Genomic DNA, 11,670 nt, shown 5'->3' with positions numbered 1-11,670 from the left:
CGCCCCGTGCGCCTGATCTCGTGGAACGTCGCCTCGCTCCGCGCCCGGCTGCCGCGGGTGCTCGAGCTGCTGGAGGATCTGCGGCCCGACGTGCTCGCGCTGCAGGAGACGAAGTGCGGCCGCGACCAGCTGCCGCTGCTGGAGCTCGCCGCGGCCGGCTACGACGTCGTGGACCACTCGCAGGGCGCCTGGAACGGCGTGGCGATCCTCACCCGCCACGACGGCGCGGGCGAGCCGACCGACCCGCTGGGGGGCCTGCCCGGCGAGGACGACCCGACGGAGGCCCGCTGGATCGAGGCGACCGTCGGCGGGATCCGCGTCGCGAGCGTCTACGTCATCAACGGCAAGGCGCTGGACCACCCGGACTACCGGCGCAAGCTCTCCTTCCTGCGGGCGATGGCGGCGCGCGCCGAGACGCTCGCCGCGGCCGGCCCGACGGTGATCCTCGGCGACATGAACGTCTGCCCGACCGACGCCGACTGCTACGCGCCGGAGCGCTTCACCGGCACGACCCACACCTCGCCGGAGGAGCGCGCCGCGCTCGCCGGCGTCCTGGAGGCCGGCGGCCTCGTCGACGCGTTCATCCACCACCACGGCGAGGGGTTCCCGGCCGACGACCCGAAGGGCGTCGACGGTCCGCGGTACACGTGGTGGGACTACCGGGCCGGCAGCTTCCACAAGAACCTCGGCCTGCGGATCGACCTCGCGCTCGTGGACCGCGCCACCGCGGAGCGGATCGAGCGCGTCTGGGTCTCGCGCGAGCACCGCAAGGGCACGAAGCCCTCCGACCACGCGCCCCTCGTCGTCGACCTGCGCGACTGACGCCCGGGCCGGCGCGGGCGTCGCGGGGACGCCTCACTCCTCGGCGCGCGGCCGCCACGCGCGGACCGCGGCGCGGCTCAGGGTGCCCAGACCCAGCTGACGAAGAGGATCGCCCAGCCCGCCTGCAGCGCGAGCAGCAGCGGCGCGAGCCACCGCATCCGGCCGGGTCGCGCGTGCGCCCAGAGGCCGAGCGCGACGACGATCGGGAAGCACGCCATCGCGAAGCGCGGCAGCGACATCAGCGGCTGCTGGCTCGAGGGGACCGACAGCGGGTACGCCAGCGAGATGGCGCCCCACGCCAGCCAGCTCACGGGCATGCGGCGGCGGGCCCACCAGAGCGCGGCGATCGCGACGACGACGACGGCGAGCAGGACGGCGTCGCGCGCGAGCAGGAGCCCGGCCTGCTGCCCGTCGACGAGCGGCGGCATCGACCAGGCGCCGGCGAGCTCGCCGGTCCGGCCGACGACGGCCCAGACGCCGGCGCCCAGCCCGCCGATCGGGGTCAGGAACTGCCGCGCCCAGTCGCCCTGGGCCCGGACCGCCCCGAGCGGGTCGGCGGTCGCCAGGCCGAGGTACGTCGCGTAGGCGAGCAGCCCGAGCGGGACGAGCGCGATCCAGGCGACGTCGGCGCGCAGCGCGCGGTGGCGGATCGTCCAGCGGCCGACGGTCCGGGCGACGGTGCGGGCGTCGCTCCGGCGACCCCAGAGGACCTCCACGAGCAGGGGCAGCACGAGCAGCACCCCGATGCTGCGGCAGGACGACGCGAGCGCGCCGAGCGCGCCGGCGAGCAGCCAGCGGTCGCGGCGGGCGGCGGCGAGGCAGCCGAGCGAGAGCAGCAGGAAGAGCGACTCGGTGTAGATCGCCGAGAGGAAGACGGCCGGCGGGACGTACGCCGCGACCCGCACGACGGTGCGGGCGGTCGCCCGGTCCCGGGCGCGGGCCACGACCTGGTGCAGCGCGGTGAGGAACGCGATCGCCGCGCTCCACGACACGAGCAGCCCCGCGGGGACCAGCGCGCCCCCGAGCGGTGCGGAGACGATGCTCGTCAGCAGCGGGTAGAGCGGGAAGAACGCCGAGCGCGCGGGCTCGGCGGGGCTGTAGCCCGATCCCGCGATCGTCAGGTACCACGTGCTGTCCCACCGGCATCCCGGGGCGATCAGCGCGTCGAGCCCGCCGACCGCGGTCGGGCGGCACTCCCAGAGCGGGTCCAGGCGCGCGCCCCGCGATCCGGCCCAGCCGAAGAGGACGATCGTCAGCAGGCCGGCGATCCAGACGACGGCCCGCGAGAGCGCGAACGCGCGCACCGCCTCGCGCAGGGCGAGGACGAGATCGGCGCCGAAGGCCTCCTCGACGGTCGCGGCGAAGCGCGGCGTCGCGGCGCGGTCGCGGGGAGCGGCCATCGGCCACAGGATGCCGCGCGCGACCGATCCGGGCGTGTTCGGCCCGTGATCGCCGCGTCCCCTCGACGACCGGTGTCGCGCGACGGGCTTGACAGGTCAAGGAAGTGAGTGCACACTCACCTCGTGGCTCCGAGCACCCGCATGTCCGCCGAGGAGCGCCGCGAGCAGGTGATCGCGGTCGCGTCGCGCCTCATGGCCGAGCGCGGCATCGGCGCCACCCCGACCGCCGAGGTCGCCGAGGAGGCCGGGATCTCGCACGCGTACCTCTTCCGGCTCTTCCCGACGAAGCAGGCGCTCGTCACGGCCGTCGTGGAGCGCTGCAACGCCGAGATCCACGAGGCGTTCAAGACCGCCGCCGACCGAGCCCGCGCGACCGGCGAGGACGTCCTCCCGGCGATCGGCATGGCCTACGGCGGCCTGCTCAGCGACCCGCGCCGGCTGCTGCTGCAGCTCCACGCCCACGCGCTCTCCCCGCGGGACCCCGACGTCCGCGCGGCGATGCAGGCCTCGTTCCGCCGGCTGTTCGCGCTCATCCAGCGCGAGACGGACGCCACGCCCGACGAGATCCGGCGGTTCTTCGCGCAGGGCATGCTCATGAACGTCCTCGCCGCGACGGGGATCGCGACGCTCGACGAGCCCTTCGCCGACGTGCTGCGGACCGGCGAGCTCGACGGCGCCAGCTGCTTCCCCGACGACTTCACCGCGAGCCCGCTGGACCCGGTCGCCGAGGAGGCGCCGACGCCCTGAGCCCGCCCGGCCGCAGGCACCGCCGGCCCCGCGGCTCGTGCGGCCCGCAAGGAAGTAAGCACTCACCCACCTTCCCGTCGTTCCGTCCCGTTCCCGTCCCGTCCCACCAGGAGTCCCACCATGCCCGCCCCACCCGCGTTCCCCTTGCGCACGGTCGTGATCGTCGCGCTCGCCGTCTTCATGACCGCGCTGGACAATCTCGTCGTCGGCGTCGCGCTGCCGTCGATCCAGCGCGACCTCGGCGGCTCCCTCGAGTCCCTCGAGTGGACCGTCAACGCCTACACCCTCGCGTTCGCCGTCTTCCTGCTCACCGGCGCAGCGCTCGGCGACCGCTTCGGCCGGCGCCGGATGTTCCTCCTCGGCCTGGGGATCTTCACCGGCGCGAGCGCCGTGGCGGCGCTCGCCCCGTCGATCGAGCTGCTCGTCGCGGCGCGAGCGATCCAGGGCATCGGCGCGGCGATCGTCACCCCGCTGACGCTCACGATCCTCGCCGACGCGGTCCCGGCGCAGCGCCGCGGGCTGGCGATCGGCCTGTGGGGCGGCATCGGCGGCCTCGGCGTGGCGGTCGGCCCCGCCGTCGGCGGCGCCGTCGTCGAGGGGCTGCACTGGTCCTGGATCTTCTGGCTGAACGTCCCGATCGGCCTCGCGCTGCTGCCGATCGCGCGTCGGGAGCTGCGCGAGTCGTTCGGTCCGGGCGGTGCGAGCACGCCGCTGGACCGCCCGGGGCTGCTGCTCGTGACCGGCGGCCTGTTCGGCCTGACCTTCGGCGTCATCCGCAGCCAGGTCCTCGGCTGGGGCTCGACGACCGTCGTGGCCTCGCTGGCCGTCGGCGTGCTGCTGCTCGGCGCGTTCCTCGCGTGGGAGCGACGGACGCCCGCGCCGATGCTGCCGCTCGGGCTCTTCCGCTCCGTGCGGTTCAGCGCGACGAACGGGCTGTCCTTCGCGATGTTCTTCGGGATGTTCGGCTCGATCTTCCTGCTGAGCCAGTTCTTCCAGATCGCCCAGGGCTACGGCCCCCTGGAGGCCGGCCTGCGGACCCTGCCGTGGACCGGCATGCCGGTGCTCATCGCGCCGATCGCCGGGATCCTCAGCGACCGGATCGGCGCCCGGCCGCTGCTCGTCACGGGGATGGCGCTGCAGGCGGTCGCGCTCTTCTGGATCTCGCAGGTCTCGTCGCTCACGGTCCCCTACGGCGAGCTCGTTCCGCCGTTCGTCCTCGCCGGCGTCGGGATGGCGCTCGTCTTCGCCCCGGTCGCGGGCGCGGTGCTCGCTAGCGCGCCGCCGGAGCTCGCCGGCAAGGCGTCGGGCGCCACGAACGCGATCCGCGAGACCGGCGGCGTGTTCGGCGTGGCGGTGCTCGCGACGATCTTCGCCTCGCACGGCTCCCACGCCACCCCGCAGGGCTTCACCGACGGGCTGCTGGCGGCGCTGCCGGTCGGCGCCGCGGTCCTCGCCGTCGGCGCGGTGATCGGGCTGCTCGCGCCCGGGCGCCCGGCGCCGGCGGCCGCCGTGGCCGAGGGTGGCGGCGCGCCGGCGGGCGCCCCACTGGCCGACCCGGCGTGATCCTCGCCCGCCCGAGCCTGCGCGCATCGGGCGGGCCGCGGCGGACGCGTGGCGCGGGCGGCGCGTGATAGACCCCGTGCCCGGCCGATCCGCCGCCCGCCCGATGCCGACCCGCCCCGTCCTCCTCGCGCTCGTCGCGCTCGCCGTCCCGCTGGCGGGGTGCGGCGGCGACGCGCCGAACGCGATCAGCCCGTCGACGGTCGCCCCGCCGGCCGACGTCCCGGCCGACGCCGGGGCGTCGGTGCCCACGGCCCCGCGGCCCGCCCCGCTGACGCTCGCGGGCGGGCGCCGCGCGGACGCTGCCACCGCCCGCGAGGTCCGGGCGGTGCTGCGGCGGTTCGTCGTGGCGGTCGGCGAGCGGGACGTCGCGACGGCCTGCGCGACCGTCGTCGGGATCGAGCGGCTCGCGTCCCGGATCGGCCGCCGCGGGGTCGACTGCGAGGCGCTCATGGCCAACAGCGGCAACTCCTCCTCGCCGCCGCCCGCGTCGCTGCTGCGCGCGCTGCGCGGCGCGCGGGTCACCGTGCGCGGCGACCGGGCGGTGGTCGCCACCGCCGCCGGCGCACCGCCCCTGCGCCGCGTCGGCGGCACGTGGAAGGTCGACTACGGCGCCCTGGTGCAGGGCGCCGTCGGCGACTGAGGTCGGGCCCTCGGCCCCCACCGTGCCGGCGAGCATCATCGGACGCCCGCACCCCGCCGCGCACCGCACGGGGTCGTGGGGCCGACGTGCGGGCCGGGGCCCGCGATCCCCTCTCCTAGAGCTTCGTGAACTCGTTCTTGCGGGCGCCGCAGACCGGGCACATCCAGGTGTCCGGGATGTCCTCGAAGGCGGTTCCGGGCGGGATGCCGCCGTCCGGGTCGCCTTCGGCCGGGTCGTACACGAAGCCACAGGCCTCGCAGATCCACTGCTCGTCGCTCATGGACCGGGACGATACGACGAGCGGGGTCGTGCGCGGTGGCCGATCCGCCGCCCGTGCGGTGCAGGACGCACTACCGTTGACGGCGTGTCGAGCTCTTCCGCGCCGTCGTCCCCGGTCACCCCGCGTCCCGCGGCGGCGGTGGTGCCGATCCGCGACGGCGCCGCGGGGCTCGAGGTGCTCGTGGCGCAGCGCACCCCGAGCGCGCGGTTCATGGGCGGCTTCTGGGTCTTCCCGGGCGGGCGCGTCGAGCCGACCGACCCCGACGACGCGCACGCCGCGGCGCGCGAGCTGCGGGAGGAGACCGGGGTCCCGGTGGTGCCGGAGCTCCTCGTGCCGCTCGACCGCTGGATCACGCCGGCCGTCCTGCCGATCCGCTTCGACACGGCGTTCTTCCTCGGCCCGGTCGAGGGCGACCCGCCGGTGCGGATCGACGGCGAGGAGATCGTCGACGCGCGCTGGGCGACGCCCGCCGACCTGCTGGCCGAGTCGGCCGAGGGCCGCGCCACGATGGCGTTCCCGACCCTGCGGCAGCTCGAGGAGCTCGAGGGCTGGGAGACGGTCGCCGCGGCGCTGGAGGCGTGCCGCCGACGGGAGCCGCCGTCCACGACGCCGGAGCTGGAGCTCGAGGGCGACGAGGCGCGGCTGCTCATCGAGCGCGGCGGCGTGCGCCGGAGCTACCCCGCCGCGGACGTCCCCGCGGGCGAGCGCGGCCCGTCCGGGTCCTGAGGATGCGATCCGTCGCGGCGGCGGACCGCCGCCGGCGGCTCAGGCCGCGGCGGTGGTGAGCAGGTCCTCGCGCCCGGCGGCCCGGAGGAGCTGCTCGTAGCGCGGGACGATGTCGTTCGTCAGGCCGAGGAGGTCGATGACCTTGCGGCCGTCGCCCTTCGCCTGGATGAGGCCCCGGGCGATGCCGATGGCGACGTTCTGCTGACCGAGCCAGAGGTGATGGGCGACGTCGGCGTCCATCGTCAGGGTGACGTCGGGCTGCGGCACGTCGTCGCCCGGCTCGCCGACGACCACGCGCGGGGCGTCCGCCGCGCGGGCCACGAGGGTCACCGTCGCGTCCGGGTGCCGGCAGCGCAGCTGGAGCACGAGGTCCAGGTGCGTGAGGCGACTGCCCAGGTCGGGATCGTTCGCCAGCTCCTGGAGCAGGCGACCGAGATGGTCGTGGACGTCGTCGGCGGTGGTGAACAACACGGCAGGGGGGCGCGGGTCGGTGCGCCCTTCGGACCCTAACGCGCGGAGCGTCACTTCGCACGCCTGGCACCGCGCGACCGCCGCGGCCGGCCGCCCCCCGGGTTGTACCGGGTACACGCGACCGGCTCCGGCGGGCGGGGCATCGCCCGCCGGAGTCCCCGCGATCAGACGCGCTCGATGAGGAGGGCGATGGGCCGGGGGGGGATCGTCTCCGGCGGGCGGGGCATCGCCCGCCGGAGTCCCCGCGATCAGACGCGCTCGATGAGGAGGGCGATGGGCCGGGGGGGATCGTCTCCGGCGGGCGGGGCATCGCCCGCCGGAGTCCCCGCGATCAGACGCGCTCGATGAGGAGGGCGATGCCCTGCCCGCCCCCGATGCAGAGGGAGATGAGGCCGTACTGGGCGCCGGTGCGGTGCAGCTCGCTCAGGGCCTTGATCGTGACGATCGTGCCGGAGGCGCCGATCGGATGGCCGAGGGCGATCGCGCCGCCGTTCGGGTTCACGCGCGGGTCGTCGTCGGCGAGGCCGAGCTCGCGCGTGACGGCGAGCGACTGGGCGGCGAACGCCTCGTTCAGCTCGATGACGGCGATGTCGTCGAGGGCGACGCCGGTCCGGTCCAGGACCTTGCGGATCGCCGTGACGGGGCCGATGCCCATGATGTTCGGGTCCACGCCGGTGACGGCGTAGCCGAGGATCTTCGCCTTCGGCGTGATGCCGAGCTCGGCGGCCTTCGCCTCGCTGAGGAGCGTGACGGCGGCGCCGGCGTCGTTCAGGCCCGACGCGTTGCCGGCGGTGACCGTGCCGTCCTCGCGCTTGAACGCGGGCTTGAGCTTCGCGAGCGCCTCGAGCGAGATGTCCTCGCGGATGTGCTCGTCGGTGTCGAAGGAGACGTCGCCCTTCCGGCCCTTGATGACGACCGGCGTGATCTCCTCGGCGAACTTCCCGGCGGCGCGGGCCGCGGCGGCCTTCTGGTGGCTCGCGAACGCGAACGCGTCCTGGTCCCCGCGGGAGATGGTGTCGCGGACGGAGAGGTTCTCGGCCGTGACGCCCATGTGGATCTTGCGGAACGGGTCCGTGAGGCCGCCGACGACCGGGTCGACCATCGGCGACGGGCCCATCTTCGCGCCCCAGCGCGCGTTCGAGACCCAGTACGGCGCCTGCGACATCGACTCGGCACCGCCGGCGAGCGCGACGTCCACGTCCCCGGTCTGGATGTGCATCGTCGCGGTGACGATCGACTGCACGCCGGAGCCGCAGAGGCGGTTCACCGTCAGGGACGGGCTCTCCTGCGGGACGCCGGCGCCGATGCTGACCACGCGGGCCATGTACATGTCGTCGGTGTCCGTGTGGATGACGTTCCCGTAGACCGTGTGCTCGATCTGCTCGGGCTGGAGGCCGGCGCGCTCGATGGCGGCCTTCGCCGCGGTGATGCCGAGCTGCGTCGCGGGGACGTCCTTCAGCGACTTGCTGTAGCTGCCGATCGCGGTGCGGGCGGCCGAGGCGATGACGACACCGGTCATGGGGTCTCCTGCGGGTGGGTGGCGCGAGGGCGCCGGGGTGGTGACGCGCCGTGCGCGTCCGGGCACCAGCACCCTCGTGGGGTACTGACGAGTAGGTCCGGGAGCGTAGCGCCAGACGGCCGGCGCGCGGACCCCCCCCCACCCCCGACCGTCAACCCGACGGCGGTGGCGGCGAGCGCCGCGTGACCTGCGGGACGCGGGTGCCGCACCGACGCGTCGCGACCACGACGAGCCGGGCGTCGGACGGGAGGACCGCGAGCGCGGGGCCCCGCGGGACCTAGAGGCCGTCGAACCCGCCGAAGTCCTGCAGCTCGACGCCGTCGGGCAGCCGGTCCTCGTCGGCGAGCTTGTCGAGGTGGGTCCGCAGCGTCACCGCGGCGGCGAGGCGCAGGATGCCGGGAGCGTCGTCCCACACGCGGTCCAGCAGCTCGTCCGCGCCGCGCAGTCCCGCGTCGAGCGCGGCGACGAGCCGGCGCTCGCGGTCGCGGCGGTGCGCGAGGTACTCGTCGAGCTTCGCCGCCGGGTCGTCGACGACGGGCCCGTGGCCGGGCAGGAGCACCGCGAGGTCGAGCGCGCGCAGCCGCTCGAGCGCGGCGAGGTACCCCGCGAGCGCCCCCGCGTGCGGGACGAGCAGGACGCTGCCGGTCCCCAGGACGGTGTCCCCGGCGAAGAGCGCGTCACCGGCGCGGAAGACGACGTGATCGGCGGCGTGCCCCGGGGTCTCGTACACGGAGAACGGCCCGGCGACATCGCCCTCCGCGACCGCGAGCGCCGTCGTCCCGGCGGGCGCGCCCTCCGGGACCCAGCCGGTGCGCGAGGCCAGCGGCGCGGGTCCGGTGCGGCGCAGGAGCCCGGCCACGCCGGCTGCGTGGTCCTCGTGGCGGTGGGTCAGCGCGACGCCGAGCAGGCCGCCCGCGTCGGAGACCGCGGCGGCGACGGCGTCGAGGTGCTCCTCGAGATCGGGCCCCGGGTCGACGACCCAGGCGCCCTGCGCGCCCGCGACGATCCAGGTGTTCGTCCCGGTCAGGGTCTTCGGTCCCGGGTTGTCGGCCCGCACGAGCCGGATCCCGCGGTCCTCGAGCAGCGCCTCGCCGGCCATCACGGCAGCGTAGCTCGCCGCCGCCCGAACGCCCGGCCGGCGGCGCAGCCGGCTGAGGGCTGGCGGACGAGCGCGGTCCCCGACGTCGCCACGACGCACGCGCCGGCCGGCCGGACCGTGGTGCGGTCGTGAGACCCGTCTCCGGTCGCTCAGAGCATCGGGATCCGGTGGCGGACCGCGCCGGCGCCGATCGCGGCGACCTCGACGAGGTCGCACGCCAGGCGGTAGGGCGCCAGCAGCGGTCCCGTGCGGTAGTCGACGAGCCGCAGGACGTAGGGCATCGCGAGCCACCACCGCGCGAACGCCCAGCCGGCGCCGCGGCGGGGGCCCCGCAGGCCGCGAGTCCGCGCCGCGCGGGCCGGCGAGCGCGGCCGCAGGGCCAGCGCCGCCAGCGCCCGGAAGAGCCACCAGTGCAGCGGCCCCCAGAAGATCCCGGCGATGAGCGTCCGTCGCAGCCCGGGGTGGCGCCGGTAGACCGCCGGCACGTAGCGCCAGCGCCGGCCCTTGATCAGCCGTCCCCAGGGGCCCTGCTGGATCACGCCGTGGTGCACGAGCGCCTCGCCCGCCCACACGACGACCGCCCCGGCCTCGATCGCCCGCCAGCCGAGGTCGGTGTCCTCCCCGGCGATCACGAGGGACTCGTCGAACCCGCCGAGCCGCTCGAGCAGCGCCCGCGGGTAGGCGATGTTCGCCGTCTCGAACCGCGGCCCCGCCTCCGTGACCCAGAGCGTCGTCGAGAACGGTCCGAACTCGTGCGGATACTCCGACGGATCCGGGTCCACGCGGCCCTGCACGACGGCATCCCCCCGGTCGGCGCCGCGCGCCCAGGCGTCGAGCAGCGCCTCGAGCCACCGGGCCTCCGGGACGCAGTCGTCGTCGACGAACGCGACGAGCGTCCCCCGGGCCTGGCGCCAGGCGGTGTTGCGCGCGACCGCCGGCCCCCGCGGGACGTCGTGCCGAAGCACGCGCAGGTCGAGGTGCTCGCCCGCGCGGGTGAGGACGTCCGCGATCGAGGCGGCGGACGAGGCGTCGTCGCAGACGAGGACCTCGAAGCGCTCGACGCCGAGCGTCTGCGCCCGCAGGCCGTCGAGCAGGCGCGCGAGCCGCTCGGGGCGGTCGCGCGTGGGGACGACGACGGAGACGACGGGCGCGGCCACGGCGCCGCAAGTCTCCCAAGCGCGGCCACGATGTCGCCGCGTGCGCCCGGGACCCGCGGCGCGCCCGGGCCGGTCCGCCGCTGCGGACGGCCCGGTGGCGCGCGCGGTGACTCAGCTGATGGAGCTCGCGGCGGGCGTCGAGCCCGTCGCCGGCGGCGGCGGGCCGTCACCGTCGCCGGGGCCGTGGCCCTCGTCCTTCGGCCACCGCCGCGACGCCCAGGCGGCCACGATCAGCGTGCCGATGATGACGGTCAGCGAGATGCCGATCGGCATGTGGTAGACGTCGCTGATCAGCATCTTGATGCCGACGAAGCCGAGGATGAACGCCAGGCCGTAGCTCAGGAAGTGGAACCGCTCGAGCAGGCCGGCGATGAGGAAGAAGAGCGACGTCAGGCCCAGGAGCGCGAACGCGTTGGCGGCGAAGACGATGAACGTCTCGCGCGTCACCGCGAAGATCGCCGGGATCGAGTCGATCGCGAAGATCACGTCGAACGTCGCCACCATCGCGAGGGCCGCGACCATCGGCGTGCCGATCCGCTTGCCGTTCTCGCGGATGAAGATCTTCGAGCCCTCGTAGCGGTCCGTCATCGGGATGACCCGCCGGATGAGCTTCAGGACCGGGTTGTTCTCGGGGTGGACCTCCTCGTCGGAGTGCGTCGCCATGCGGATCGCGGTGATCACGAGGAACGCCCCGAAGACGTAGATCATCCAGTGGAACGCGTTGAGCAGCGCGCCGCCGACGAGGATGAAGATCGCGCGCAGGACGATCGCGCCGACGATGCCGTAGAAGAGGACCTTCCGCTGGGCGTAGATCGGGACGCTGAAGAAGCTGAAGAGGATCGTGAAGACGAAGAGGTTGTCCAGCGACAGGCTGCGCTCGATCACGTAGCCGGTGAGGTACTCGCCGGACTCCTTGCCGCCGAATCCGTCGTGGACGAGCGGGATGAGCGCGGTGAACGCGACCGCCAGGAGCGTCCAGCCGATCGACCAGATGACGCTCTGGCGGAACGGTGGGACGTGGGCGTCCTCCGCGCTGTCGCCCTCGCTGTGCCGGTGGACGACGAGGTCCAGCACGAGCATCGCGATGATGAACGCGGTGAACGCGATCCAGACGACCGGCGAGACGTCCGATCCGGTGCTCTCGTTCGAGGACGCGGCGAGCAGGGACAGGTTCATGGGTGAGACTCCGACCTCGTTGCAGGGTGTGGGCCGAAGGTCTCTCCCACCCCTGCCGGGGCCGACGCAC

The 11,670-nt window shown here is 75.1% G+C and carries 12 protein-coding genes; 5 read left to right on the top strand and 7 right to left on the bottom strand.

From position 1 onward, the window contains the following. Nucleotides 1-6: 6 nt before the first annotated feature. Nucleotides 7-822, top strand: a complete 816-nt coding sequence (locus SK069_RS15220; protein ID WP_319955097.1) for an exodeoxyribonuclease III — start codon at nt 7-9, stop codon at nt 820-822. Nucleotides 823-899: 77 nt separating this feature from the next. On the opposite strand, the gene SK069_RS15215 is transcribed toward SK069_RS15220, so the two are convergent. Then, nucleotides 900-2,222, bottom strand: coding sequence for a mannosyltransferase family protein (locus SK069_RS15215; protein WP_319955096.1), 1,323 nt, complete (start codon nt 2,220-2,222; stop codon nt 900-902). Between the two features lie 123 nt (nt 2,223-2,345). On the opposite strand from SK069_RS15215, the gene SK069_RS15210 reads away from it, so the two are divergent. The 3 genes from SK069_RS15210 (at nt 2,346) to SK069_RS15200 (ending at nt 5,172) form a co-directional block, all read left to right on the top strand. Next, a complete protein-coding gene (locus SK069_RS15210) occupies nt 2,346-2,969 on the top strand; it encodes a TetR/AcrR family transcriptional regulator (RefSeq protein ID WP_319955095.1) in 624 nt (207 codons plus the stop codon). Nucleotides 2,970-3,089: 120 nt separating this feature from the next. Then, nucleotides 3,090-4,532: a DHA2 family efflux MFS transporter permease subunit gene (locus SK069_RS15205; protein WP_319955094.1), complete on the top strand. Its 1,443-nt coding sequence runs from the start codon at nt 3,090-3,092 to the stop codon at nt 4,530-4,532. A 103-nt stretch (nt 4,533-4,635) separates the two neighbouring features. Beyond that, on the top strand, nt 4,636-5,172 hold the full coding sequence (locus SK069_RS15200; RefSeq protein WP_319955093.1) for a hypothetical protein: 537 nt from the start codon (nt 4,636-4,638) through the stop codon (nt 5,170-5,172). Nucleotides 5,173-5,287: 115 nt separating this feature from the next. On the opposite strand, the gene SK069_RS15195 is transcribed toward SK069_RS15200, so the two are convergent. Continuing rightward, complete coding sequence (locus tag SK069_RS15195; protein ID WP_319955092.1) at nt 5,288-5,452, bottom strand: rubredoxin; 165 nt, start codon at nt 5,450-5,452, stop codon at nt 5,288-5,290. An 84-nt stretch (nt 5,453-5,536) separates the two neighbouring features. Between SK069_RS15195 and SK069_RS15190 the strand changes: the two genes are divergently transcribed. Next, nucleotides 5,537-6,178, top strand: coding sequence for an NUDIX hydrolase (locus tag SK069_RS15190; RefSeq protein WP_319955091.1), 642 nt, complete (start codon nt 5,537-5,539; stop codon nt 6,176-6,178). Between the two features lie 39 nt (nt 6,179-6,217). Here SK069_RS15190 and SK069_RS15185 read toward each other — a convergent pair whose 3' ends face one another. The 5 genes from SK069_RS15185 to SK069_RS15165 all read right to left on the bottom strand — a co-directional run bounded on the left by SK069_RS15185 (nt 6,218) and on the right by SK069_RS15165 (nt 11,600). Beyond that, a complete protein-coding gene (locus SK069_RS15185; protein WP_319955090.1) occupies nt 6,218-6,649 on the bottom strand; it encodes an SCP2 sterol-binding domain-containing protein in 432 nt (143 codons plus the stop codon). A 331-nt stretch (nt 6,650-6,980) separates the two neighbouring features. Further along, a complete protein-coding gene (bktB, locus tag SK069_RS15180) occupies nt 6,981-8,168 on the bottom strand; it encodes a beta-ketothiolase BktB (RefSeq protein WP_319955089.1) in 1,188 nt (395 codons plus the stop codon). Between the two features lie 277 nt (nt 8,169-8,445). Next, on the bottom strand, nt 8,446-9,267 hold the full coding sequence (locus SK069_RS15175) for an MBL fold metallo-hydrolase (protein ID WP_319955088.1): 822 nt from the start codon (nt 9,265-9,267) through the stop codon (nt 8,446-8,448). A gap of 149 nt (nt 9,268-9,416) precedes the next feature. Next, nucleotides 9,417-10,424 carry a glycosyltransferase family 2 protein gene (locus tag SK069_RS15170; RefSeq protein WP_319955087.1) on the bottom strand — a complete coding sequence of 336 codons (1,008 nt, stop codon included), beginning with the start codon at nt 10,422-10,424 and terminating at the stop codon, nt 9,417-9,419. 111 nt (nt 10,425-10,535) lie between these two features. Beyond that, nucleotides 10,536-11,600, bottom strand: coding sequence for a TerC family protein (locus SK069_RS15165; protein WP_319955086.1), 1,065 nt, complete (start codon nt 11,598-11,600; stop codon nt 10,536-10,538). Nucleotides 11,601-11,670 lie beyond the last annotated feature (70 nt).

The sequence above is a fragment of the Patulibacter brassicae genome (assembly GCF_033949425.1).
Lineage (GTDB): Bacteria > Actinomycetota > Thermoleophilia > Solirubrobacterales > Solirubrobacteraceae > Patulibacter > Patulibacter brassicae.
Note: the sequence above shows the minus strand (reverse complement) of the source record. Positions and strands in the feature narration are given on the sequence as shown.

Bases quoted from the DNA above. Each gene is read 5' to 3' on its own strand.
- SK069_RS15175 (WP_319955088.1), bottom strand. From the start codon at position 9,267: ATGGCCGGCGAGGCGCTGCTCGAGGACCGCGGGATCCGGCTCGTGCGG.
- SK069_RS15215 (WP_319955096.1), bottom strand. From the start codon at position 2,222: ATGGCCGCTCCCCGCGACCGCGCCGCGACGCCGCGCTTCGCCGCGACC.
- SK069_RS15205 (WP_319955094.1), top strand. From the start codon at position 3,090: ATGCCCGCCCCACCCGCGTTCCCCTTGCGCACGGTCGTGATCGTCGCG.
- SK069_RS15195 (WP_319955092.1), bottom strand. From the start codon at position 5,452: ATGAGCGACGAGCAGTGGATCTGCGAGGCCTGTGGCTTCGTGTACGAC.
- SK069_RS15165 (WP_319955086.1), bottom strand. From the start codon at position 11,600: ATGAACCTGTCCCTGCTCGCCGCGTCCTCGAACGAGAGCACCGGATCG.
- bktB (WP_319955089.1), bottom strand. From the start codon at position 8,168: ATGACCGGTGTCGTCATCGCCTCGGCCGCCCGCACCGCGATCGGCAGC.
- SK069_RS15200 (WP_319955093.1), top strand. From the start codon at position 4,636: ATGCCGACCCGCCCCGTCCTCCTCGCGCTCGTCGCGCTCGCCGTCCCG.